The sequence below is a fragment of the Paenibacillus thermoaerophilus genome (genome assembly GCF_005938195.1).
GTDB lineage: Bacteria > Bacillota > Bacilli > Paenibacillales > Reconciliibacillaceae > Paenibacillus_W > Paenibacillus_W thermoaerophilus.
The window spans coordinates 178,964-203,084 of sequence record NZ_VCQZ01000001.1 but is presented as its reverse complement, the minus strand read 5'-3'; the positions used below and the strand labels follow the sequence as shown (position 1 = coordinate 203,084).

27 protein-coding genes, 1 pseudogene and 1 other annotated feature are annotated in these 24,121 nt (G+C 60.7%); of the genes and pseudogenes, 3 read left to right on the top strand and 25 right to left on the bottom strand.

Annotated features, from left to right (window positions below; translation table 11 throughout):
* The 6 genes and pseudogenes from pyrR to sigY form a co-directional block, all read right to left on the bottom strand.
* Positions 1–564 carry a bifunctional pyr operon transcriptional regulator/uracil phosphoribosyltransferase PyrR gene (gene pyrR / locus FE781_RS00930; RefSeq protein WP_138787743.1) on the bottom strand — a complete coding sequence of 188 codons (564 nt, stop codon included), beginning with the start codon at positions 562–564 and terminating at the stop codon, positions 1–3.
* A 264-nt stretch (positions 565–828) separates the two neighbouring features.
* On the bottom strand, positions 829–1,185 hold the full coding sequence (locus FE781_RS17695) for a hypothetical protein (RefSeq protein WP_246067974.1): 357 nt from the start codon (positions 1,183–1,185) through the stop codon (positions 829–831).
* A 13-nt stretch (positions 1,186–1,198) separates the two neighbouring features.
* Positions 1,199–1,369: pseudogene (locus FE781_RS18105) on the bottom strand (ABC transporter permease subunit); the annotation flags it as partial.
* 111 nt (positions 1,370–1,480) lie between these two features.
* A complete protein-coding gene (locus tag FE781_RS00920) occupies positions 1,481–1,714 on the bottom strand; it encodes a sigmaY antisigma factor component (RefSeq protein WP_138787741.1) in 234 nt (77 codons plus the stop codon).
* Positions 1,711–2,055, bottom strand: a complete 345-nt coding sequence (locus FE781_RS00915; RefSeq protein WP_138787740.1) for a DUF5345 family protein — start codon at positions 2,053–2,055, stop codon at positions 1,711–1,713. Before FE781_RS00915 ends, FE781_RS00920 begins: the two co-directional genes overlap by 4 nt.
* Complete coding sequence (gene sigY, locus FE781_RS00910) at positions 2,036–2,581, bottom strand: RNA polymerase sigma factor SigY (RefSeq protein WP_246067973.1); 546 nt, start codon at positions 2,579–2,581, stop codon at positions 2,036–2,038. The genes FE781_RS00915 and sigY overlap by 20 nt, the downstream gene beginning before the upstream one ends.
* Before the next feature lie 362 nt (positions 2,582–2,943).
* Here sigY and dapD point away from each other — a divergent pair, with 362 nt between their 5' ends.
* Positions 2,944–3,654 (top strand): 2,3,4,5-tetrahydropyridine-2,6-dicarboxylate N-acetyltransferase, encoded by a 711-nt coding sequence (dapD, locus tag FE781_RS00905; protein WP_138787738.1) that lies wholly within the window; start codon positions 2,944–2,946, stop codon positions 3,652–3,654.
* A 4-nt stretch (positions 3,655–3,658) separates the two neighbouring features.
* Positions 3,659–4,795, top strand: coding sequence for an N-acetyldiaminopimelate deacetylase (locus tag FE781_RS00900; RefSeq protein ID WP_138787737.1), 1,137 nt, complete (start codon positions 3,659–3,661; stop codon positions 4,793–4,795).
* Between the two features lie 119 nt (positions 4,796–4,914).
* Here the strand turns inward: FE781_RS00900 and FE781_RS00895 are convergent, their stop codons facing one another.
* The 3 genes from FE781_RS00895 to lspA are packed head-to-tail and all read right to left on the bottom strand — an operon-like array spanning position 4,915 to position 7,530.
* The gene (locus tag FE781_RS00895) at positions 4,915–6,087 is read right to left on the bottom strand and encodes an aminotransferase A (RefSeq protein WP_138787736.1); all 1,173 of its coding nucleotides are present in this window, start codon (positions 6,085–6,087) and stop codon (positions 4,915–4,917) included.
* Positions 6,084–7,055, bottom strand: coding sequence for an RluA family pseudouridine synthase (locus FE781_RS00890; protein ID WP_379252203.1), 972 nt, complete (start codon positions 7,053–7,055; stop codon positions 6,084–6,086). The genes FE781_RS00895 and FE781_RS00890 overlap by 4 nt, the downstream gene beginning before the upstream one ends.
* Positions 7,036–7,530: a signal peptidase II gene (lspA, locus tag FE781_RS00885; RefSeq protein ID WP_379252257.1), complete on the bottom strand. Its 495-nt coding sequence runs from the start codon at positions 7,528–7,530 to the stop codon at positions 7,036–7,038. The genes FE781_RS00890 and lspA overlap by 20 nt, the downstream gene beginning before the upstream one ends.
* Before the next feature lie 169 nt (positions 7,531–7,699).
* Here lspA and FE781_RS00880 point away from each other — a divergent pair, with 169 nt between their 5' ends.
* Positions 7,700–8,440 carry a TraR/DksA C4-type zinc finger protein gene (locus FE781_RS00880; RefSeq protein WP_138787735.1) on the top strand — a complete coding sequence of 247 codons (741 nt, stop codon included), beginning with the start codon at positions 7,700–7,702 and terminating at the stop codon, positions 8,438–8,440.
* Here FE781_RS00880 and FE781_RS00875 read toward each other — a convergent pair.
* The 16 genes from FE781_RS00875 to murA form a co-directional block, all read right to left on the bottom strand.
* Positions 8,437–8,838, bottom strand: a complete 402-nt coding sequence (locus FE781_RS00875; protein ID WP_246067972.1) for a DUF5665 domain-containing protein — start codon at positions 8,836–8,838, stop codon at positions 8,437–8,439. The genes FE781_RS00880 and FE781_RS00875 overlap by 4 nt on opposite strands.
* A gap of 24 nt (positions 8,839–8,862) precedes the next feature.
* On the bottom strand, positions 8,863–11,634 hold the full coding sequence (ileS, locus tag FE781_RS00870) for an isoleucine--tRNA ligase (RefSeq protein WP_138787734.1): 2,772 nt from the start codon (positions 11,632–11,634) through the stop codon (positions 8,863–8,865).
* Positions 11,635–11,673: 39 nt separating this feature from the next.
* Positions 11,674–11,963 (bottom strand) — a binding site (T-box leader).
* Between the two features lie 106 nt (positions 11,964–12,069).
* Positions 12,070–12,594, bottom strand: coding sequence for a DivIVA domain-containing protein (locus FE781_RS00865; RefSeq protein WP_138787733.1), 525 nt, complete (start codon positions 12,592–12,594; stop codon positions 12,070–12,072).
* Between the two features lie 73 nt (positions 12,595–12,667).
* On the bottom strand, positions 12,668–13,450 hold the full coding sequence (locus FE781_RS00860; protein ID WP_138787732.1) for a YlmH family RNA-binding protein: 783 nt from the start codon (positions 13,448–13,450) through the stop codon (positions 12,668–12,670).
* 18 nt (positions 13,451–13,468) lie between these two features.
* Complete coding sequence (locus FE781_RS00855) at positions 13,469–13,732, bottom strand: YggT family protein (protein ID WP_138787731.1); 264 nt, start codon at positions 13,730–13,732, stop codon at positions 13,469–13,471.
* 14 nt (positions 13,733–13,746) lie between these two features.
* Positions 13,747–14,205 carry a cell division protein SepF gene (locus tag FE781_RS00850; protein ID WP_138787730.1) on the bottom strand — a complete coding sequence of 153 codons (459 nt, stop codon included), beginning with the start codon at positions 14,203–14,205 and terminating at the stop codon, positions 13,747–13,749.
* Positions 14,206–14,232: 27 nt separating this feature from the next.
* The gene (locus FE781_RS00845) at positions 14,233–14,961 is read right to left on the bottom strand and encodes a YggS family pyridoxal phosphate-dependent enzyme (protein WP_138787729.1); all 729 of its coding nucleotides are present in this window, start codon (positions 14,959–14,961) and stop codon (positions 14,233–14,235) included.
* On the bottom strand, positions 14,958–15,824 hold the full coding sequence (pgeF, locus tag FE781_RS00840; RefSeq protein ID WP_138787728.1) for a peptidoglycan editing factor PgeF: 867 nt from the start codon (positions 15,822–15,824) through the stop codon (positions 14,958–14,960). Before pgeF ends, FE781_RS00845 begins: the two co-directional genes overlap by 4 nt.
* A gap of 96 nt (positions 15,825–15,920) precedes the next feature.
* On the bottom strand, positions 15,921–16,259 hold the full coding sequence (locus FE781_RS00835) for a YlmC/YmxH family sporulation protein (RefSeq protein WP_138787727.1): 339 nt from the start codon (positions 16,257–16,259) through the stop codon (positions 15,921–15,923).
* Between the two features lie 92 nt (positions 16,260–16,351).
* A complete protein-coding gene (gene sigG, locus FE781_RS00830; protein ID WP_138787726.1) occupies positions 16,352–17,134 on the bottom strand; it encodes an RNA polymerase sporulation sigma factor SigG in 783 nt (260 codons plus the stop codon).
* Between the two features lie 77 nt (positions 17,135–17,211).
* Positions 17,212–17,934: an RNA polymerase sporulation sigma factor SigE gene (gene sigE / locus FE781_RS00825; RefSeq protein WP_138787725.1), complete on the bottom strand. Its 723-nt coding sequence runs from the start codon at positions 17,932–17,934 to the stop codon at positions 17,212–17,214.
* Positions 17,935–17,949: 15 nt separating this feature from the next.
* Positions 17,950–18,978: a sigma-E processing peptidase SpoIIGA gene (gene spoIIGA / locus FE781_RS00820; RefSeq protein ID WP_170209384.1), complete on the bottom strand. Its 1,029-nt coding sequence runs from the start codon at positions 18,976–18,978 to the stop codon at positions 17,950–17,952.
* A 288-nt stretch (positions 18,979–19,266) separates the two neighbouring features.
* Positions 19,267–20,370 carry a cell division protein FtsZ gene (ftsZ, locus tag FE781_RS00815; protein ID WP_138787723.1) on the bottom strand — a complete coding sequence of 368 codons (1,104 nt, stop codon included), beginning with the start codon at positions 20,368–20,370 and terminating at the stop codon, positions 19,267–19,269.
* Positions 20,371–20,408: 38 nt separating this feature from the next.
* Positions 20,409–21,653 (bottom strand): cell division protein FtsA, encoded by a 1,245-nt coding sequence (ftsA, locus tag FE781_RS00810; RefSeq protein ID WP_138787722.1) that lies wholly within the window; start codon positions 21,651–21,653, stop codon positions 20,409–20,411.
* A 240-nt stretch (positions 21,654–21,893) separates the two neighbouring features.
* The gene (locus FE781_RS00805) at positions 21,894–22,751 is read right to left on the bottom strand and encodes a cell division protein FtsQ/DivIB (RefSeq protein ID WP_170209383.1); all 858 of its coding nucleotides are present in this window, start codon (positions 22,749–22,751) and stop codon (positions 21,894–21,896) included.
* 77 nt (positions 22,752–22,828) lie between these two features.
* The gene (murA, locus tag FE781_RS00800; RefSeq protein WP_138787720.1) at positions 22,829–24,109 is read right to left on the bottom strand and encodes a UDP-N-acetylglucosamine 1-carboxyvinyltransferase; all 1,281 of its coding nucleotides are present in this window, start codon (positions 24,107–24,109) and stop codon (positions 22,829–22,831) included.
* Positions 24,110–24,121: the final 12 nt, after the last annotated feature.

Genomic DNA, 24,121 nt, shown 5'->3' with positions numbered 1-24,121 from the left:
CTACCCCCTCGTTTGGATGATGACGACTTCGTCGGTTCCGTCTACCTCGCTCAGCCGCACCTCGATCGTCTCGAGCTTGGCGGTCGGCACGTTTTTGCCGACATAGTCCGGACGGATCGGCAGCTCCCGATGGCCGCGGTCGACCAGCACCGCCAGTTGAATCATCTGCGGGCGGCCCCTGTCCATCAGCGCGTCCATCGCGGCCCGAACAGTGCGGCCGGTATACAGCACGTCGTCGAACAGGATGACGATTTTGCCGTCCATGAAATCGGCCGGGTCGAGCTCCGGGACGAATGGAGGCGGGGATTCGGCGATTCGGCGCACCACGTCGTCGCGGTAAGAGGTGATGTCCAGCTCGACGATCGGAACCGGCTCGCCTTCGATTTCTTGCACCCGTTTGGCAATCCGGTTGGCGAGATAGATGCCCCGCGTGCGGATTCCCACAAATACACAGTCGCGAATGCCCTTGTTCTTTTCGAGAATTTCGTGGGCGATACGGGTAAGCGCCCTTCGGATCGCCGCTTCGTCCAATATGACATGCGTCGTTTGTCGTTCGGAAACCATGGTGGAGCATCCTCCTTTGGCGTATAAAAAAAGACCTTTGCCGGGATTGGCAAAGGTCTGCGGCCGCAGCGGATCGCCATCCTCCGCCGGAGGGATGGCGATCCGCGCATGCGGACAGCGAGGGCAGCGGCCTTCGAACGCGTCAATCGGCTCGAAGGCTTCCGCCATCGTCAAGATGGTTTCACGTAACCTTGCCAGTCTCACGGGACTGACTTAAAGGCGCTATACACTTAACGGATATTATGACACCGCGCTCGAATCTTGTCAAGCGTCAGCCGCCCCTAGCGAAGCCCGGCGGAAACCGGCCGCCGACGCGGCCAGCAGAGCGGCTATCGCCGCGGCGGTGAACGGAGCGGCAACGATCCAGTCGGCAGATTCGCGCCCTTCGGCCAGAGCCGCAGCCAAGCCGGGCATAGCCCCCGGACTGTAGCGGAACCAGCCCGGCAGCAGCGAAGCGGTTAGCGCAAGCGCCCCCGTGGTCCCGAGCGACAGCAGCGCGGCTCCCGCCGCCGAACGAAGCGCCGCGCTGGCCGCCGCCGTACACGTCACCGCCAGCGAGATCCATATCGCGTACGCGAAACCTGCGCGAACCGCCGAACCGGCGTCCACCGGCCCGATCAACAGCTCCGTATAATACCCAGGCGGCCGCGTATCCGGCGGCGAACGACACGAGCGACAGCGCCAGCAGGGCCGACCATTTCGCCAGCAAGTACGCCGTGCGCGACACCGGTTTGACCAGCAGCATGGCGGCCGCGCCGCTGCGGCGCTCGCCCGATACGCAGCCCATGCCGGCTAGTGCAAGCACCAGCAGGCCGATCGACCCGAATTGCGACAGCGCCTTCGCCAGCACCTGTCCGGGAGCGGGCTCGAGCCAACGCTTTCCATCCCAGCGTCATCTCGCCGAAATCCCACCGCGTCATGGCGCTTCTCCTCCCGATTTATCGTGGCCGCCGTTCCTTTTGCCGGTCCACGCATAATAAAGAACATACACGATCGTCGGCAGCGGAAACGAAACGAACCCCCACAGTCCCCATATCCAAGGAAACCGGCCGTGCCTGCGCGCATGTCCGAACAGAAACGAGCCTTGGGCGAACAGCACGGCCAGCAGCACGACCCACAGCCACCATGGGGCCGTCGGATGCGTATTCATACCCCCCGCTCCTTCCGGCTTTTGTCGTTCAGGGCATAACCCGCCGCCACCGCGAGCACGACAGCCGCGCCCTGATACACGGCGAACCAGCCCCATCCGGCGGCAAGCGCGATTAACGCCCCGCCTGCGGCTATCCCGCCCGCTCCGAGGAAAATTCCCCACTCCCTCCGCGCCTTCGCTTTTTCCCGCTCGCGCGTTTCGGCCACAAGCCGGCGGAATACCCGAATGTCCGGAACCTCATCGCCCGCATCCTCGTCCATCTCCCGCCATCCGGCGACGAGCTGACGGATCGTCTCCTCTTCCGGGGACGTCTCCGCGTCTTTATTGCGTTCGTTCGCCATCGTTGTTCCACTCCTTTCTGAGCTTGCGAATGCCGTGAAACACCCGGGACTTCGCCGTGCCTTCGGGACAACCGAGCATCCGCCCGATCTCCTCGTAGCCGTACCCGTAGTAATGCTTCAGCAGGATCGCCGCCCGCGTCTCGGGCTCCAGCTCCGCCAGCGCGTCCATGACGTCGCGCCATTCGGAACCGGAAGCTTCCGCCGTCCATCTCATGCGTCTGGCGGATTGCCGTTGCTCCTGCCGCCAACGACTCTCGCGCTTGCGTCTGCGGCATTCGTCCAGATACAGCCGGCTGGCGATCGTGATCAGCCACGACGACAGCTTGGACGATCCGTCGTACGACCGGATATGCGTCACCGCCCGCATCATCGCTTCCTGCGTCATCTCCTGGGCCGTCTCCGGGTCCATCGTCCACTTGATCATATAGTTGCGCACGAACGGATAATGACGGCGCAGCAGCTCCGCCAGCGCCTCGTCGTCCCCGTGCTGCGCCAACCGGATCAGGGGTTGCTCCTCCGCCTCCACGCCTGGCGCTCCTCCTTCCTGCGCTCCAGTTGTCGGCCATAATACGATCGGGAAGCCGATATCGTTTAAATTGCGGCCGCAAGGATAAAGGTTCCTCTCTGGCTGCATACTACCATACCGGCAAGGTTGCGGCGAAGCCCGGCCGCGTGGCGGACGGCTGCAAATCGGGATTCCGCACCGAAGCCCTTGTTTATCCGGACGCGGGAGGTTACGAGCATTTTGCGCTTGTCGCGCAGCCGTTTCTCCGCTCGGCGCTCTCGCCGTTTGCGTTGATGGGGCGGTTTTTTTATGCTATAAAGAATGTGGTTGGTTTGTCCGAACTTATCGCGGCCTATTAATCCATGAAGGAGAGAATCGTATCCATGAGCGAAATGAACACGATGGAGATTATCAACTTTATCAAAAACAGCACCAAAAAAACGCCGGTCAAGCTGTACGTGAAAGGCGACCTGGAAGGCATCGACTGGGGCGAAGGCTCGCAAAGCTTTATTTCCGGGGGAGCGGGCGTCGTCTTCGGCGAATGGAAAGTGCTGGAGGGCGTGCTTGAAGCGAACAAAGACCGCATCGCCGACTACGCCGTCGAAGCCGACCGCCGCAACTCGGCCATCCCGCTGCTGGACGTGAAGCCGATCAACGCGCGGATCGAGCCGGGCGCCATCATCCGCGACAAAGTCCATATCGGCGACAACGCCGTCATCATGATGGGCGCTCTCATCAACATCGGCGCTTCCGTCGGCGAAGGCACGATGATCGACATGAACGCCGTGCTGGGCGGACGCGCGCAAGTCGGCAAAATGTGCCACATCGGCGCGGGCGCGATTATCGCGGGCGTCATCGAGCCGCCGTCGGCTCAGCCGGTCGTAATTGAAGACGACGTGCTTGTCGGCGCCAACGCCGTCATCCTCGAAGGCGTGCGCGTAGGCAAAGGCGCGGTAGTCGCCGCGGGCGCGGTTGTCGTCGAAGACGTGCCGGAGTATACCGTCGTCGCCGGAACGCCTGCGCGCGTCATCAAAAAAGTCGACGACAAAACCAAATCGAAGACGGAGATTCTGAAAGAACTCCGCACGCTGTAAGCCGATGACGACGAGTTTATCCCCATTCGTCCGCATCCGGCGGGATTTGCACCGCATACCGGAGCCCGGCTTTCAGGAATTCAAGACGCAGGCGTATCTGCTGAACTATATCGCGACGCTGCCCCAGGACCGGCTGGAGGTGCGCAAGTGGCGGACGGGCATTCTGGTGAAGGTGAAGGGCACGGCGCCCAAGCGCACGCTCGGCTACCGCGCCGACATGGACGGGCTGCCGATCGCGGAGGAGACGAATTACGACTTCCACTCGGAGCATCCGGGATTCATGCATGCCTGCGGCCACGATCTGCATATGGCGATCGGCCTCGGCGTGCTGACGTCGATCGCGGAGCGGCCGCTCGCCGACGATTTCGTTATCGCATTTCAGCCCGCGGAAGAAGGTCCCGGCGGCGCGCTGCCGATGCTGCAGAGCGAGGAGTTCCGCCAGTGGCGCCCGGATCAGATCGTCGCGCTGCATATCGCGCCCGAATACAAGGTAGGGACGATCGCGACGCGTCCCGGCCTGCTGTTCGCGAACACGTCGGAGCTGTTCATCGACCTGCGCGGCAAGGGCGGCCACGCGGCCTTCCCGCATCTGGCCAACGATATGGTGGTGGCGGCCGCGCATCTGCTGACGCAGTTGCAGACGATCGTCTCGCGCAATCTCGATCCGCTTGATTCCGCCGTCATCACGGTCGGCAAGATCGAAGGCGGCACGAAGCAGAACATTATCGCCGAGACGTCCCGGCTGGAAGGAACCATCCGCACCTTCTCCGCCGACACGATGAAGCTCGTCAAATCGCGCATCGAAGCGGTTGTCGCCGGAATCGAAGCTTCGTTCGGCTGCGCCGCCAGCATCGACTACGGCGCCAACTACCATCAAGTGTTCAACGACGAACGGCTGACGCGCGAGTTTATGGATTGGCTGTCGGCTCGTCCGGACATCCGCGCGGTGGAATGCCGCCCGGCGATGACCGGCGAAGACTTCGGCTACATGCTGGCCGACATTCCGGGTTTTATGTTCTGGCTGGGCGTCGACACGCCTTACGGGCTGCATCACGCCAAGATCGAACCGGCCGAAGAAGCCATCGATCTCGCCATCCGGACGGTCAGCGACTATTTCCGCTGGAAGTCGGAACAGCCTTGATCCTCTCAATTAAAACGAAAACGGAGCGGGTCCTGAACGACAGGATCATCCCGCTCCGTTTTTGTATCATTTGCTTATCACGATCAGCCGAGACGTTCGGCCAAGCTGCCGCGCTTGGTTCAAGCCCCTCCGTCCAAACTCCTTAAAAACTTCTCCAGCCGGTCCAGACCTTCGCGCAGCGTCTCTTCGGAATACGCGTACGACAACCGGATATAGCCTTCGCCCAGCGGTCCGAACGCATCGCCGGGCACAACCGCGACCCGTTCCCGCTCGAGCAGCCGGTGGGCGAATTCCTGCGAGCTTAAACCGAAGCGGGCGATCGACGGAAAGACGTAAAACGCGCCTTCCGGCCGATGGATCTCCATCCCCATCGCAACCAGCCGATCGCACACGTAATCCCGGCGGCGGCGGTAAGCCTCCCGCATCGGCAGCGCATCGTCCCGTCCCGCCGTCAGAGCGGCGATCGCCGCGCATTGGCTGACGGATGTGGCGCAAGTAACGTTGTATTGATGCACCTTAACGAGATGCTCCGCCAGCCATGCGGGCGCGAACGCAAATCCGATTCGCCAGCCGGTCATGGAATGCGACTTGGACAAGCCGTTGATCACAACCGTACGCTCACGCATATCCGGCAAGGAAGCGATCGAGACGTGCTCGCCGTCGAACAGCAGCTCGCTGTAAATCTCGTCGGAAATCACAACGAGATCGCGTCCGCGCAGCACGGCCGCGATCTTCTCCAGGCTGGCGCGGTCCTGGCTGCGGCCCGTCGGGTTCGCCGGCGAACACAAGAGCACGGCTTTCGTCCGGGGGGTAATGGCGGCCTCCAGCGCTTCCGCCGTCATCCGGAACCCGTCGGCCCTCGTATCGACGGTCACGGGCACGCCGCCCGCCATCCGCACGAGCGGCTCGTATCCCGGATAGATCGGCCCCGGCAAAATCACCTCGTCGCCGGCGCACACGATCGCCCGCAGCGTCATATCCAGCGCTTCCGATGCGCCCACCGTCACGATAACCTCATCTTGCCAGCGGTAAAACAGCCCGTATTTGTCCGCGACAAAAGCAGCCGCGGCCTGTCTCAGCTCGGGCATGCCCGGATTCGCGGTATAACCGGTCCGGCCTTCGTCAAGAGCCCGTTTTCCCGCTTCGACAATATGCGCCGGGGTCGGAAAATCCGGCTGTCCGATCGTCAGCGACAGGGCGTCCGGGTACTTCGCCACCAGATTCGCCATTTTGCGGATGCCGGATATCTCGATCCCGCGAACTTCGGGTTTGATGAACCGTTCCGGATTCATAGCGGCTCCTCCCCCAACTGCTTGATCAACAGCTTCATATCGTCCGGGAGCGGCGCTTCGAATTCCAGCTGCTCCCCCGTCCGCGGGTGAGTGAACCCGAGCGTCGCCGCATGCAGGGCCTGCCCCTGAATCACGGAACGCTTCGTCTTGCCGTACATGGGATCGCCGACAAGCGGATGGCCGATAAACTTCATATGCACGCGAATCTGATGCGTACGCCCGGTCTCCAATTGCAGCTCCAGCATCGTCTGCCGGGGAAACCGCTTCAGAACCGCAAAATGCGTGACGGAAGGCTTTCCGTTGTGCCAGGTCACCGTAAACATCTTGCGGTCGTGCTTGTCGCGGCCGATCGGCGCGTCGACGGTGCCTTGGTCGTGCTGAACGACGCCTTCCACGACGGCGATATATTTTCGGGTCACGGTATGCGCTTTAAGCTGCGCGGACAATCCCGCGTGCGCCAAATCGTTTTTGGCCGCCATCAGCAAGCCGGACGTGTCCTTGTCGATCCGGTGCACGATGCCCGGCCGAAGCTCCCCGTTAATTCCGGACAAGTCCCGGCAGTGGTACAGCAGCGCATTCACCAGCGTGCCCGAGCTGTGACCGGGCGCCGGGTGAACAACCATGCCGCGCGGCTTGTTGACGACAATCACGTCGGAATCCTCGTACACGACGTCAAGCGGGATGTTTTCCGGCAGCACGTCGACGGATTCCGGCTCCGGCACGATCAAGGCGATCTCGTCGTTTTCGGCCAGCCGGTAATTGGGCTTGACCGCCTTGCCGCCCACCGTAACCCGGCCGTCCTTGATCCACTGCTGAACTTGCGAGCGGGACACCCCCTCCTCCATCCACTCGGATATCGCCTTGTCGATTCGCTCTCCGTCCGTGTCGGCGTCAGCCACCCAATAGAGCACGCCTTCCTCTTCCGGAAGCTCCTCGTCTTCTTCCCAATCATGCGGCCGATTCATCATGCGCCGCAGCACTCCTTTTCTCCTCGCGCCATTGCAAAATGGAATCCAGCAATATCAGTCCGACGCCGATGCAAATCGCGGTGTCGGCCAAATTAAAAATCGGAAACGTATAAGATCCGAAGTTGAATTGCAGAAAATCAACAACTTCGCCGTGAACGGCCCGGTCGTAAAAGTTGCCGAGCGCGCCGCCGAGCAGCAAGCCCAACGCTGTCGGAATCAGCTTGCGCCGCTCCCGTACGGCTTTGGTCAAATACCAGGCGATAGCCAGCACGACAACGGCCGTGATCACGAGAAAAAACCACCGCATTTCCTTCAAAATGCCGAAGGCCGCCCCTGTGTTGCGATAGTGCGTAAGCAGGAAAAAATCCCACAATATCGGGTATTCCGCTCCCAGGGCGATTTTTTGATTGACCAAATATTTCGTGAACTGGTCGATGGCGATTACGATGGCGGCAAGCACGTAATAAGGCAACATCCGGATCAGCAGCAAGATAATGTCCTCCTTCGGAATGGATAATGGTTCCAGAAAGGCAAGGCCGCAGGCGGCCCGCAGCGATCCGCGGTAAGGATTTTCCGCGCAAGCTTTGCCGCCTGTTGAGAACAATAAACCCATCGACTGCAAAGAACGAAAGGATGGGAATCAGGTGAACGGTCTGACGGAACATCAGCTCTCCGCACTCCGCGCCAAGCTGGAGGCCGATCTGCGCGAATGGGACGGCGTCTTGCAATCGTCGGACGGCTTCGGCCTGCAGGCGTCGCTTCGCGAGAGCGTCGGCGATTTGTCAGCTTACGACAATCACCCGGCCGACGCGGCGACGGAAAGCTACGAACGGGGCAAAGACTCGGCTTTGCGCGAGCACTTCCGCCTGCTTCGGCAGGACGCCTCGGAAGCATTGGCCCGGATGGATCGCGGGGAATACGGAATATGCGCCGTCTGCGGCCGGGCCATTCCTTATGAACGGCTGGAAGCGAATCCGGCCGCCGCTTATTGCGTCGAGCATAATCCGGCCCAGCGTCACTCGGAGCGTCGTCCCGCCGAGGAATCGTTCCTGGAAAGGCCGTTCGGGCGGACAAGCATGGACGACCGGGACGGCCAGAACGGCTTCGACGGCGAAGACGCCTGGCAAATCGTCGAAGCCTGGGGCAATTCCGACAGTCCGGCGATGGCCGAAAGCCCGGATACGTTTGACTACGACAGCGGCTCCGCCACGGAAGGCGACGAACCGGACGGATATGTGGAGACGCTGGAGAGCTTCCTGGCGACGGACATTTACGGAAAGCACACGCACGTCGTCCGCAATCGGGCCTACCGCGAATACCTCGAACACGGCGAAGGCGAGGGCTTGCTCATATTGGATGCGGACGACGCGGACCCTTATCCCTAACCGATCCGGCGGCCGTCCAGTTCGCTTTCGACGATTTCGACGATATCGGCGATCCAGTCGCCGATAACCGGCAGGTTTAACGCGCCCAGCATGCGCAAAAGCTGCACCAGCACCGCGGCGAAAACCGTAACGCCGATCGTAATGCCGATGCCTCTCGCAATCCCCGTCAACAGGCTGCTCATCAACAGCTTTCGCGGATGATGAAGCAGCTCTACATATTCGGCTATCCGGGAAGCTTCGATCCGGACGGCCAGCGTATCCAGCCGTTTGGCCAGATCGGCGGCCGCCGCGGCGGTATCCCCCCGGCCGGTTGCGCCGGAGCCGGATCTGTCTTCCCTGTCCTGTTGATCCTCTCGGGCGCTGCCGTCATGCAGCGTCTCGCCCATTCCCAGTCCCATGCGCCTCACTCCAATTCGGATGGATCAGGCGCCGATCTCAGTTAAAACCTCCGCGCAACGCGGGCATACGTCCTCATGGTGCCCGTGCTTGCCGACTTCCGGCAGGACAACCCAGCAGCGTTCGCACTTGCCGCCTTCGGCCGGCGTAACGCGTACGGCGATGCCGTCCAGCTTGACGGCGTCCTCCGGAACGGCGGCCGCCCCCGGCGATACCAATGCGACCTGGGACACGATAAGAAGCTGATCCAGACGGTCCATTCCGTTCAGCAGCTCGAACGTTTCCGCGGATTCCGGGAACAGCTCGACTTTCGCGCCGAGGTTGGAGTTGATCCGCTTGTCCTTGCGGGCGCCTTCCAGCGCCTTCATGATCTCGTCGCGAACCTCGAGGAACCGGCTCCACTTCTTCTCCAGCGTTTCGTCGTAAGCCGATTGATCCGCTTGAGGGAACTCGGCCAGATGTACGCTGGGCAGTTGCACGGCCGGAGTATGCCGCCAAACTTCGTCAGCCGTATGCGGGATGATCGGCGCTATCAGCTTAGTTATGGCCAACAGCGCCTCGTACAATACGGTTTGGCAAGCTCGGCGCGCGGGGTCCGTCGGCGTGCTGCAGTACAGACGGTCTTTGACGATATCCAGATAGAACGCGCTCATCTCCACGGCGCAGAAATGATGAACCGCCTGGTACACCGTGTGGAATTCGTAACGGTCGTAAGCCTTCAACACGCGGTCCGTCATCCGGTTCAGGCGCGCCAGCGCGAAGCGGTCGAGCTCGCCCATCGATTCGCGCGGCACGGCATCCGTCTCCGGATTGAAGTCGTTCAGGTTGCTCAGCAGATAACGCAGCGTGTTGCGGATTTTCCGGTACACTTCCGAGATTTGGGTCAAGATGGCGTCCGATATGCGCTGGTCGGCCTGATAATCGGTCGAGGCGACCCACAGCCGCAATATGTCGGCGCCCAGCTTGTTGCATACCTGGTTCGGATCGACCGTGTTGCCGAGCGATTTGGACATTTTCCGGCCTTCGCCGTCAAGCGTGAAGCCGTGGCTCAGGATGCCTTCGTACGGCGCGCGGCCTTTGACGGCGACGCCGGTGATCAAGGACGAGTTGAACCATCCGCGGTATTGGTCGGAGCCTTCCAGATACAGATCCGCGGGCCAGCGGAGATCCTCTCTCGTCTCCAGCACGGCCGCATGGCTGGAGCCGGAGTCGAACCAGACGTCCATGATGTCCGTTTCCTTGCGGAATTCGGAATGTCCGCACGCCGCGCAAGTCGTGCCCGCCGGCAACAGCTCGGCTTCGCTGCGCTGGAACCAGGCATTCGAGCCTTCGCGCTCGAACAGATTGGCCACATGCTCGATCGTCGCGTCGTTGACCAGCGGCTCGTTGCACTTGCGGCAGTAAAAGATCGGAATCGGCACGCCCCAGGAACGCTGGCGGGAGATACACCAGTCTCCGCGTTCGGCGATCATGTTGTGCAGGCGCGTCTCGCCCCATTCCGGCGTCCAGGAGATCCGCTTGATTTCATCCAGCATCTGCTGCCGGAAGCCGTCGACAGACGCGAACCATTGCTCCGTCGCCCGGTAGATGACCGGCTTCTTCGTCCGCCAATCGTGGGCGTATTGGTGCCGGATCGTCGAAGCGGCGAGCAGCCGACCCTCTTCCTTGAGGCGGTCCATGATCGGACCGTTCGCCTTCTCGTAGAACATACCCTCGAACCCGGGCGCTTCCGCTGTCAGATACCCCTGATCGTCAACCGGACACAACACGCCGATGCCGTATTTCTGGCCGATGGCGAAGTCTTCCTCGCCGTGGCCCGGCGCCGTGTGGACGCAGCCCGTGCCCGCATCCAGCGTCACGTGCTCGCCGACCATTACCAGCGAGTCGCGGTCGTAGAACGGATGGCGGCAGACGACGCGGTCCAGCTCGGCCCCCTTGACCTTCGCCAACACCTGCGTTTCGTCCCAACCGACCGCTTGGGCGACCGATTCCAGCAGCCCTTCCGCGACGACGTATTTGCCGCTTCCCGCCGCAACCGTCACGTAGTCGAACTCGGGGTGCACGCTGATGCCCAGGTTGGCCGGAAGCGTCCACGGCGTCGTCGTCCAGATGACGATGCTTGCATCGTTGTCCAGCACGCCTTTTCCGTCCTTCACCGGGAAAGCGACATAAATGGACGGAGACGTTTTCTCCTTATATTCGATCTCGGCTTCAGCCAGCGCGCTCTCCGACGACGTGGACCAGTACACGGGCTTCAGCCCTTTGTAGATGTATCCCTTCTTGACCATGTCGCCGAACAGGCGGATTTGCTGGGCTTCGTATTTCGGGTCCAGCGTGATGTACGGACGGTCCCAGTCGCCGATAACGCCGAGCCGCTTGAACTGGGCCTTTTGCTTTTCGATCCAGCCGAGCGCGTAATTTTTGCACGCTTCGCGGAAATCGGCCACGGCCATTTTTTTGCGGTCGGCCTTGCCGCTGTTCGCGATCGCCTGCTCGATCGGCAGACCGTGCGTATCCCAGCCCGGCACATACGGGGCGTCGAAGCCCTGCATCGTCTTGCAGCGGACGATAAAATCCTTGAGAATTTTGTTTAAGGCGTGACCGATGTGAATGTCGCCGTTCGCATACGGCGGGCCGTCATGCAGAATGAATTGTGGGCGCCCCTTGCGGCTCTCGCGCACCTTGCGGTACAGATCGAGCTCGTCCCAGCGGGCTTGCGTCGCGGGTTCCGCCTGCGGCAGATTTCCGCGCATCGGGAATTGTGTCTCCGGCAGATTTAACGTTTTGCTGTAATCCATCGTCGGACTCCTTTCTTCAAATAAAAAAGCTCTCATCCCGATAGGGACGAGAGCCTGTCTCGCGGTACCACCCTGATGAAGACGGACGCGATCCGGCCTCCGGCCCGCATGAACCATACATGCGGCGGCGCGCCAAGGGCGTCTGTCGACACTCCTGCGATCGATAACGGGATCAGCCGGTGCTCTATACTGGAATAGCCGAAGGCCGCTATTCGTTCCAGAGACGCTCCTGGGTGATTTTCCACACGGTTCGTACCGTCAGGCTTGCACCAGTCCCTGACTCGCTGTTGGCCGCCATCCGGCGTACTCGTCCCAGTCACAGCTTTAAGCAACGATATTAGAGTTAACTGGAGTATAGCAAAATCGCAAGCGAGGCGTCAACACGCCTGCCCGGAACGTTGCGCCCGATTTTGGCGCGAAAGCGCGATCCCGGGTTTAACCCCGGTCCATGATTTCCCGGATATCGCGTGTCGCCGCGGCTTCCTGGTCGAAGGCGACGCCCTCCGACAAAGAAACCCAACTGTCGTTGTTCAGCAGTTCGACCTGCGCTTCGATCAGCGCCTTGAAGCGGACGCGGAAGATCGAGGCCTGCTTTTTCAGTTCTTCGATCTCGATCGCGATTTTACGGGCTTTGGCGAGCGACTCGTTGATAATCCGATCGGCGTTTTTCTCCGCTTCCTTCAGGATGAGCTGCGCTTCCTTCTTGGCGTTGTTTTTGACTTCGTCGGCCGCCTCCTGCGCGACGATAATCGTTTTGCTGAGCGTCTCCTCGATATTGGCGAAATGATTCAGCCGTTCCTGAAGCGCGGCCACTTGATTGCCCAGTTCCTTGTTTTCGCGGATCAACGCCTCGTAATCTTTGATGATCTGATCGAGAAACTCGTTGACCTCGTCTTCGTCGTATCCTCTCAGCCTGCGGCTGAATTCTTTATTATGGATATCTAGCGGAGTCAAAGGCATGCAAGTCAAACCTCCCGGATTTCGATGCTACTCCCTTTTATTCGACGCATTCAGAGCCTTTCCTGCCGGAGCGTCAGGAATATTTCCCGACACGGAGACGAATGCGGCCGCTCTTGGACTCTCCTTCGAGCTCCAATATTTTGAATCGGCCGAAGCCTTGCAGCGAGACGACATCGCCTTGCCGGAGCGGTTTGCCCGGGTCCTCCTCGACCTTCCAGTTGACCTTGCAGCGCCCCGCCTTGATAGGCGGCAGCACCTTGGCCCGGCTCATCCGGCAAACGTCGCTGAGGATGCCGTCCAGCCTCATCGAAGCGACCGACAGCTTCATCTCTTGGAATTGCGTCTCGGCCGGACGAAGCCGCTCAAGCGGCAAGCGCTGCGTGAACACATGGACCCGGTGCACCTGGCGGAGGTTCAACGAGAAGTAGTCCGCCAGCTCCTCGGCTACAAGAATATGGCAGGCGTCCTCGTGCAGATGAATGTCGCCGAGCTTGTCCCGCTTGACGCCCAGCGCCGTCAGCGCCCCCAGAAAATCGCCGTGGTCCAGCTCCGCGAATTTGCCGTCCGGGGACGTCGCCTCGATTAAGGCGACGCCGCATTCCTCCGGCTCCGGCATGAGATAATCCGGGGCGATCAGCGCTCTCCGCCGCTCGGCTTGTTTGTATCCTCCGAACAACAGCAGTTGGACGTCCGCTTCCCGGTTGACGAGCGATTCGAGAATCCAGGCTTGGCGGGGATCAAGAAAATCGGTCCGTTTGACGTCATGCTGACGGGCGGACCGCTGTATCCATTCCAAGGCTTTGTCGACGAACGGACGCTCGTCGGGATGAAAATGCGCATGCAGTTCCGAAGACATCGCCCTTCCCTCCGGCCGTTATCCGATCAGGGATCTGACGACGGTCAGCAGTCCCTCGACCGCGAACCGCAGCGCAATCAGCGCGATAATCGGGGAAATGTCGATCATGCCGCCGATCGGCGGGATAAATCGGCGGAACGGCGCCAAATACGGCTCCACCAGCTTGCCCAGCCATTCTCCGACAAAGCTGTCGCGGGCGCTGGGCACCCACGAAAGCAGGATGTAGATGATAATCATCCATTGGTAGATGCTGCCGAGCCAAGAAATCAAGTCATAGATCATTCAGCGCGCTCACCTCAATGCGTAAAATCTTGCTCCCGGTCCAGCATCTCCGTGATCGCCCCTTGAATTTCGACGGTATCGGGCGTACAGAGGAAAATGTTTGGTCCAATTTTGGAAATGCTGCCGTTCAAAGCATATACCGTCCCGCTTAAAAAATCAACAATCCGGATGCCGTGCTCCGGACGCACCCGCTGCAAATTCACGACGACGGGACGGCGGGAACGCAGATGATCCGCGATTTCCTGGGCTTCCTCGTACGAACGCGGCTCGTTCAGTACGACCCGAATGCTTTTTTGCGAGTGAATGCTGACGATATTGCTTCGCCCGTTTCTGCGCGTGTCCGGAGCCGGCGGCTCCGGCGCTTCGTATTCATCGTCGCGGGAATCGGCATGGTGACGGCGGTCGTCCGCATCCAGCTCCTCTTCTTCATCCGGCAAACCGATAAAGTTCATGAATCGGCTCTTAAATCCCATCGCAATCATCCTCCTTCAGAACTCGGTTTATTCCCGGCCCACCAGCACCGATCCGAGTCGGATCCAAGTGGCGCCCTCCTCGATGGCGATCTCGAAATCGTTCGACATGCCCATCGACAATTCCCTTACGGGATCGGGCAGCACCGCCCGCGCGTTTAATTCGTCACGCAGCTCCCTTAACCCGCGAAACACCGGACGGGTCGCTTCCGGCTCCGCTTCGTACGGGGCCATCGTCATCAGGCCGATCGGCTCGATGCCGGGCAGATTCGCCAGCTCCGCAGCGAACGGGATCAATTGTTCCGGCCGCAAGCCGTGTTTCGTCTCCTCGCCCGAAACGTTCACCTGCAGGAAGCATCGCACCCGCAAGCCGCGATTCAAAGCGATCCGGTTGATTTCTTTCGCCAGCGACAGCCTGTCCAGCGAGTGAATATACGCAAAACGCCCCACCACGTCCTTCACCTTGTTGGACTGCAGGTGGCCGATAAAATGCCAGACGGCCTTGTCTCCGATATGCTGCAGCTTCGGCAGGGCGTCCTGAACCCGGTTCTCGCCCGCATGCGTCAGCCCTTCCGCCACGGCGAGCGCCGCCGTCTCGACGGACACATATTTCGTGACGGCGATGACGCCGATTTCATTCCTGGCTCGTCCCGCTCTGGCGCAAGCCGCCGCGATACGCGCTTCCGTCGAACGGATGCGCTCGCGGAGTTGGGCCAGACGGTTCTCCGACGGTTCCAAATGATGTTCCTGTCCGTTCATATCCGCTCATCCTTCAATCCGATCCAGGCCGTCATACGGCCGGTTTTCCCGCCTTCCATCCGGTGCGAATACAGCAAATCCGGATTGCAGCCGGTGCACCACTCGGTTACTTCGATACGAAAAGGCAAAATTCCTGCTTTTTTCAACAATTTCCGGTTGATTTCTTTTAGATCGAGCCGATATTTGTCCGTTTGCGCGGGGTCCGGCCGGATCGCTTCGCCGGCCGTCAGATCGCGTTCGGCCAACGTCTCCCGGAGACGGGCGACAACCGTATCGTCAACCTGGTAACAGCAGGCGCCGATGGACGGGCCGATCGCCGCGCGGATATCCTCGGGACGGCTGCCGAACGCCTCCGCCATACGCCGCACCGTCTTTCCCGCCACGTCCAGCGCGGTCCCTTTCCAGCCGGCGTGCGCCAGCCCGATCGCCTGCCGCACGGGATCGTAAAACCACAACGGCACGCAGTCCGCGAACCAAGCCGCAAGCAGAATGCCGGGTTCATTCGCGATCATCGCGTCGCAGTCCTGCAGCGCGTCCTCCCGCCCGCCTCGGCCGCGACCCCGCTCCTTCGGCGTCACGACGGCCACCCCGCAGCCGTGCACCTGCTCGGCGCACGTGAACGCTTCGACGGGCATGCCCGCTTCCTCCGCGATCAGCCGCCGGTTGGCCAGCACCGCCGCCGGATCGTCGCCGACGTGCAAGGCGGCGTTCAGCGAATCGTACGGCGGCTTGCTGACGCCGCCCAGCCTGGTCGTCATGCCGGCGGTCAGAACGGGATGCTCCTCCTCCCAGCGGGAGAGCCGCAACAGCCCCGGTCGGCCGCCGGCGCGAACGTATCGGAACGGTTCTGCCTGTTGCCTCATGCCTTCTTCCTCCAGTTCCCGCCGCGAATGGCCATGAAGCCAGTTTACCATAAAAAAGCTCCGCCTGCCCAATGACCGCAGGCGGATCCGGCAGTCTCACGGCCGGTATGGCCGGTTGTAGTCGCCGGCCGATCCGGACGACGCGTAAGCCGAGGAGCCGCCCTGCGACGCGCCCGTCTCTTCCTCCAGTCGGTAGCTCCGGGCTTCGTCGAGCTTCACGAGTACGACGTCCATGCCGATCTTGACAATGTTCCGCCACGGGATCACCAGATCGGCTCCTTGCGCGAACCAGCCGAAAAACTTTCCTCCCGACGGAACGACGATCGCGTCGATGCGCCCCTGCCGCAGATCCAGCTCCAGATCGCTGACCGTGCCCAGCTTTTTGCCGTCGACGATATTGATGACGTCCTTCGTCTGAAAGTCGGAGATTTTCATCCGCCGTCCCCTCCCCCTCTTCGGACCCCGAGCCGCTTTATTATGTATATGCCGGACCCAAGCGAAAAAGCCCCGGGAGCCGGGGCGTGGACTTACGTTTTCACATGCTTCTGCATTTGCTGGATCGCCGATTTTTCAAGCCGCGACACTTGGGCCTGGGAGATGCCGATCTCGTCGGCGACCTCCATCTGCGTCTTCCCTTCGAAAAAACGCATGGACAAGATCATCTTCTCGCGCTCGTTCAGCTTGCGCATCGCTTCCCGGATCGCTATGCCTTCGATCCAGGAATGGTCCTTGTTGCGTTCGTCGCTGATCTGGTCCATGACGTAGATCGGATCGCCTCCGTCGTGGTAGATCGGTTCGAACAACGAAACCGGGTCCTGGATCGCATCGAGGGCGAAGACGACATCTTCCTTCGGAACGTTCAGCGCTTCGGATATTTCCATGATCGTCGGCTCTCTGGAGTTCGCGTTCGTAAGGTTGTCCCTCACCTGCAGCGCCTTGTAGGCGATGTCCCGCAAGCTGCGCGAGACGCGGATCGGATTGTTGTCCCTTAAGTACCGGCGTATCTCGCCGATAATCATTGGCACCGCGTAGGTCGAAAACTTGACGTTCTGACTCAGGTCGAAGTTGTCGATCGCCTTCATCAGTCCGATGCAGCCGACCTGAAACAAGTCGTCGACGTATTCTCCCCGATTATTGAACCGCTGGATTACGCTCAGGACGAGTCTCAGATTGCCATTCACCAATTTCTCTCTGGCGGATCGTTCGTTGCGCTGCTGCAGCGCGGTGAACAGCTCGCGCATTTCGGCGTTGGTCAACACAGGCAGCTTGGAGGTGTCGACGCCGCATATCTCGACTTTGTTTCGGGTCACGCGATTCCCTCCCAAGGAGAAACATTACTGTACAGTATCTCCTCGGAAGCCCGTTTTATGCTCCGGCCCGGACCGCCTCAAACCATCTTGTTGAATTCCTTGCGCAGACGCTTGATGATGCGCTTCTCCAGCCGCGAGATGTACGATTGCGAGATGCCCAACTGGTCGGCGACATCCTTCTGCGTTTTTTCTTCCCCGTCCTGCAAGCCGAACCGCAGCTCCATAATGATGCGTTCCCGCTCCGTCAGCTTGTCGAGCGCTTTCTGCAGCAGCTTGCGGTCGACCTGCTCCTCGATGTTGCGGTAGATCGTGTCGTTCTCGGTGCCGAGCACGTCCGACAGCAGCAGCTCGTTGCCGTCCCAATCGATATTAAGCGGTTCGTCGAACGATACTTCGGCGCGGATTTTGCTGTTGCGGCGGAGATACATCAGGATCTCGTTCTCGATGCACCGAGACGCGTAAGTGGCCAGCTTGATTTTTTTCTCGGTGTCGAACGTGTTGACCGCCTTGATCAGTCCGATCGCCCCGATGGATACGAGATCCTCGATATGAATGCCGGTGTTTTCGAATTTTCTCGCGATGTACACGACCAGCCGCAGATTGCGTTCGATCAGCATCGAACGTACCGCCGCGTCTCCCGAGGGAAGCCGCTCCAGCAAATATTCCTCTTCCTCGCGCGTGAGCGGAGGAGGGAGCGCCTCGCTGCCTCCGATATAATAGATTTCCTCGCTTTTCAGGCCGATCCACATCAACAATCGGTAGTAGGCCAGTTGGATCGACAGTTTCCATTTGACGAGCATGGCGATTGTCCCTCCTCAGGATAAATGGACGGTGCAGTCGGACTGGTCGCCCGCCCGGGCCTTCGCGGCTGCGGAAGCGGGTGCGGAAGGCGGATCGGTCCATCCGGACTGTTCGAGCATGCCGGGATGCAGAATCGCATGATAGCTTCCGTCCGGCGACAGCTTTCCGCCGTCAAGGCCGACAAGCGCGCGGGACACCGGATGAACCGCGCCGTCCGAACGGGTCAGCTTCACCGAATCCGGCTTCAGGGCGAGCATAAATCGGGTTGACCGGTTGATCCCCCGGTAAGGCACGAGGCGCAGGCGGTCCTGCAGGAACGCCGCTTCCGGGGACGAGTCCGGCAGAGACGCCACCAGCTTGTCGGCGTCGTCGGAAGACAGCCGTTCGAGCCAGCCGCGTGGCAGCAGGTCGCCGAGCCGGTCCGCCTGCAGCACCATCACCGGCGTGCGCGTAAGCGGATCGTACAGCCGGTTGCCCGTATCGACGAGGCCGGTGCAGACGACTTCCGTCCCGGCGATCGCCACGGAGACCTCCAGCAGTTGCGCCGCCAGCTCGGCCCGCTGCTTCGCTTGCCTGACGGCGCGGCGGTACAGCCAGATGCCGCCGCTCGCGGAGACGATCACGAAGCCCAGACCGATCGGCCAGCCTCCGCGCATCACGCCAGCCTCGAGCAGCTCCCGCATCAGCTCCTGATAGGGCTGCAGTAAAAAATACGATCCGTATACGGCCCCGGCCGCCGCGAAGTTCACCAGGTAAAACGAGGCCACGTTCTGCAGATAAGAACGCCAGCCTCCGAAGCCGAATGAGATCCATACCATGATCAGCGATATCATCGTCTTCGTCGCGGCCGTAAACAAAAGGGAGCGAACGGCCTCCGACAACGACGGAATCAGCAAAAACATGACATAAGAGGCTCCGATGCCCGCGGATACGGCGATTCGCCACCAATTGACGCGAAGCCGTCGCGTCCGTGCCGTCGCGGCCAACGTCGCCGCATCCAGCCCGAAGTTTAACAGGAACACCAGATCCGCATAGATGACCACGTTCGTCCGCCTCTCTCGGCGTTTTCCTTCCATCGAAACTAGAGCCTAGTATAGTAAAATCTTATTTCGATGTCTGTTGAAACTTGTCACGGGAAGGCCACTTTTTTTGGAGAAATACGTTGACGCGGGTTTTGTCGAAGGGGACGGAGCCGTAGCGCCAACCGGGACGCTGGCGCCGGCGCCGCGATGCGGCCGTGAGGGCGGGGAGTACACCGTTTGCATACGCATACACAAAAAACCCGCCTGTGCGGAGCTTCGGGGCTCGCGCAGGCGGGCGCATGGCAACCGTCAACGTTTGTTCTGGTTGCGCAGGAAGGTCGGAATATCCAATTGGTCGCTGCTCAACTGGCTGCCGAACGGGCGCAGATTCGGCGCCGGGCGCGATTCCGGTTCGCCGGAGTTCGCCGGCTTCCGTAAGGGCTGCGGCGCGGCCGAAGGCTTGTGCTCGAAACCTGTCGCAATAACCGTCACCATAATCTCGTCGGTCAGATTCTCGTCGATAATCGCACCGAAAATCATATTAACCTCCGGATCGGAGTGGGAGATGACGATATCGGCCGCTTCGTTGACTTCGTACAGGCTCAGATTCGTGCCTCCGGTAATATTCATCAGAATGCCGCGCGCGCCGTCGATCGACGTCTCAAGCAGCGGGCTGGAGATCGCTTTTTTGGCGGCTTCCGCCGCGCGATTCTCGCCCGTCGCCATGCCGATGCCCATAAGCGCGGAACCGCGCTCGGTCATAATCGTCTTTACGTCGGCAAAGTCCAGGTTGATCAGGCCGGGCTTCTGGATCAAGTCCGAGATGCCCTGGACGCCCTGGCGGAGCACGTTGTCCGCATGGCGGAACGCTTCCAACATCGGCGTCTTTTTGTCTACCATCTCAAGCAGACGGTCGTTCGGAATTACGATAAGCGTATCCACTTTTTCTTTCAGGGCCGCGATGCCGAGCTCCGCTTGCTGGGCGCGCTTGCGTCCCTCGAACGTGAACGGACGGGTGACGACGCCAACCGTCAGCGCCCCGCATTCCTTGGCGATCTCGGCGATGACCGGCGCCGCGCCGGTACCCGTACCGCCGCCCATGCCGGCCGTCACGAACACCATGTCGGCGCCCTTGAGCGTCGTGGTGATGAGCTCGCGCGACTCTTCGGCGGCTTTTTTGCCGATGTCCGGGTTCGCGCCCGCTCCGAGACCTCTCGTCAACTTCTCGCCGAGCTGAAGCTTCATCTCGGCGCGAGCCATATGCAGCGCCTGCGCGTCGGTGTTGACGGTGATGAACTCCACGCCCGTCACGCCCGATTCGATCATCCGGTTGACGGCGTTGCTTCCCCCGCCGCCTACCCCGATGACCTTGATCTTCGCGAGCTGATCCAGATCCAAGTCAAATTCCAACATATCGTCGATCTCCCCTCGTATCTTCCGCTGATACCGTGTCAAATATAGTCGCTGATCCAATTCTTGAATCGTTCGAACATGCCGGGCTTGTCCGCATGGGACGTTTTGCGGGCCGCCGCCGGCTTTTTCGATGATACAACGGTTTGCGTCCGGTTACGCGTCAGCTTCGACACGTACTGGATGATGCCGACCCCGCTTGTGAACGCCGGATCCCGGACTCCGATGTAATCGGGAACGGCGATTCGCACGGGTCCGCCGAGCTCACGCTGGGCGAGCTTCAGCATCCCAGGCATGGAGACCGAACCGCCCGTGAGCACGTAGCCTCCCGACGGCTCCGCGTATCCGAGGCGGTGAACTTCCGCGGCGATCAACTGAAATATTTCCTGCGCCCTCGGCTCGATAATATTCGAGAGGTCGACCTGGCTGTACTCCCGGTCTGCCGCCCCGCCGATTCTCGCAACCTTGAACAGTTGGTCGGGAGAGGCGTCCTCGACCAGCGCGCAGCCGTATTTCAGCTTGATTTTTTCCGAGATTTCCTTTTGCGTCTTCAGTCCGTACGAGATGTCGTTCGTAATAAATTCGCCGCCGATCGGCAGCGTGGACGTGGCCGTCAGCGTGCCGTGCTCGAATACGGAGATGGTCGTCGCGCCGGCGCCGATGTCCACCAGCACCGTGCCGACGTTTTTTTCGTCTTTCGACAGCGCGAGCTGGCCTGCGGCCAGCGACATCAGGACAAGCCCCGACACTTTCAGGTTCGCTTTTTCGACGCAGCGCAGCAGATTATGTATCGAAGTCTTCGCTCCCGTGATGATAGTGGCTTCGACTTCGAGCCGAACGCCGATCATTCCCCGCGGGTCCTGAATCCCTTCCAGCCCGTCCACCAGATACTGCCTCGGCACGATGCCGACGATTTCCCGTTCGGGCGGCAGCGCGATCACCTTCGCCGCCTGCAGCACCCGCTCGATGTCTTCTTCTCCGATTTCTCGGTCCTCGTTCGATACCGCGACGACGCCGCGGCTCGTCTGCAATGCGATGTGATTTCCCGATATCCCTACATAAACTTCGGAGATCTGTACGCCGACCATCCGCTCCGCGTGGTCGACCGCGTTTCGAATCGACTGTACCGTCAGGTCGATGTCGACAATCGCCCCTTTCCGAATTCCTTCGGAATCGGCCGATCCGACGCCGATGATATTGATGCTGCCGTTATTTAATTCGCCGATAATGGCGCGTACTTTGGACGTTCCTATATCCAAACTGACTATGATGTCGTTCCCGCTCAACCGGTGGCACCTCCTGCTTCTGTTCCCTCGCGAGAATCAGCCTTTCTACATATTCCACTTTTATTGCCAATATCCTTTTTTTCGTTATCCTAAAAATAGGATCGGAGTGGCTGGAGGGGAATTGGAACCCGGATTTTTTTCACATCGGTTCATAAGTGCAAACAAGGGACGGACTGGCGTCCATCCCTCTGATTGTAACATGTTTTCTAGCGATTGAGTAGTCTTGATCTGCTTGACGTGTCAAGGCCTTGGGGCGGCGGACGGCTCGGGGACGGACGCCTCAGGGGCATGATTCGCCGCTTCGGCGTACGGCGTGAAATACACCGTGTCCAGCATGGTGAAATAACCGGGCTCGGATTTATTCAATTCGGTCTCTTTTTGGCGCTGTTTGTAGATCAGGTCGTCCAGCAATTCGATTTTTTCCGGCAGATTGTCGATTCGCGCGATCACCTCGTAATGCGACCGCGTATACATCCGGATTTTGTCGGGAAAATGCTCGGACGGCGCCGGGCGGATCTCGGACAGGTCGTACAGCATCTGGTCCGGAATCTTGGCGAGCTGGGCCGTAAGCTTGGCCTTCCACGGATCGTTGTCGCCCCAGCCTGTCAACAGAGGCCGGTCCGGGACGGACAGCGGGTTGGCCGGAAGCTTGTGCCCGTTCGCCAGAACCATCGACAGTTTGCCGTCGGGTTCCAGTTGGTAGGCGACCTTGGGATGCTCCTTGACCTCGATGCGGACGAGACCCGGAAATATTTTGGCCACGGCGACGTCCGCCACGACCGGAAGCTTGCGGACCCGCTCCTCGACCGTCTTGCCGCGGAACCCGAAAAAATGATCGCCCGGCTCGACGCCGCTGGCTTGCACGATCTCCTCCGCCAGCGCCATCGCGTTGCCGGACACCTCGATCCGGCCGACCTTGCTGATGGACGACTGGAAAAACAGCACGCCGAACAGAATGAAAAAAAACAGCACAATCACGGCCGTCAACCGGCGGTACGACCGTCTGGGAGGCTTGTCCGCCTTCGGCAGGACAGGCATCCGCAGGTCGGGCTTCGCGCCCGTTGCCGGCTGCGGCGGACCGCTCTTGCGGGCAGACAACGCGTTCACCTCTTCTCATCTGCGAACCGGAAGGCCCCCTCCCTCGTAACGACGGGAGGGGCGCGGCGAAAGCCGGTTCAGGACGTGGCGGTGGATTGGACGGCCGTACCCACCCGTTCGATTTTGGCGCCAAGCGCGCTGAACATGCGCTCGATCCGGTCGTAACCTCGGTCGATATGGTGAATCTGTTCGACGACGGTCGTGCCTTGGGCGGCGAGTCCGGCGATGACGAGAGCGGCCCCCGCCCTCAGGTCGGTCGCCTCGACGGTGGCGCCGTACAGCCGCGGAACTCCGCGGATAAACGCGCAGTTCGCGTCCACCCGGATATCCGCTCCCATCCGGCACAGCTCGTCGACGTGCTTGAAACGCCCCTCGAACACGGTTTCCTTGACAATGCTCATGCCGTCGGCCAGCGAAAGCAGAACCATCAACTGCGCCTGCAGATCGGTCGGAAACGACGGATGCGGAGCGGTGACGATGCGCTCGACGCGCTTGGGACGCGACGGACTACTGACCTCTATTATATCATGGTCTACCGCGATTTGGATACCCGCCCGCCGCAGCACGTGAACCGCCGACGTCAGATGTCCCGGCATCGCGCCTTCCAGCCGGATATTCCCGCGCGTCGCGGCCGCCGCCATCAGGAACGTTCCGGTCACGATCCGGTCGGGAATGATGGTGTACGTGCCCGGAACCAGCTTCCGGACGCCTTCGATCGTGATCGTGTCCGTACCCGCGCCGATGATGCGGGCCCCCATCGCGTTCAGGAAATTTTGCAGATCCTGGATTTCCGGCTCTCTCGCCGCTCCCGTTATCGTAGTGCGGCCTTGCGCCAGAACCGCCGCCATCATCAGATTCTCCGTCGCGCCGACGCTCGGATAATCGAGCGCGATATCCGCTCCGGTCAGTTTGGCCGCCCGGCAGGATATTTTGCTGCCGTTCTCTTCGATCTCCGCGCCGAGCGCCTTCAGCCCCGCCAGATGCAGATCGATCTTGCGTTCGCCGATGGCGCATCCTCCCGGCGGATACAGATGCACTTCGCCGAACCGGGCGAGAAGCGGTCCCATCAGAAAAATCGAGGAGCGCATCCGGTTCATGAGGTGTTCGGGTATTTCGCAACTGTCCAGACTCGACGTCTCGACCTTGACGATCTCTTTCTCGAAATCCGCCCGGCATCCGAGCTCCCGCAGTATGCTGACCATCGTGTGGATGTCGAGCAGATCGGGCACGTTGCGGATGACGGCGGCGCCGTCCACCAACAGGCTGGCCGCCAGAATCGGAAGCGCAGCGTTTTTGGCGCCTTGAATCCGGACGGTGCCGGATAGCGGCCTGCCGCCTTCGATCACCAGCTTTTCCAAAGTCCCACCTCC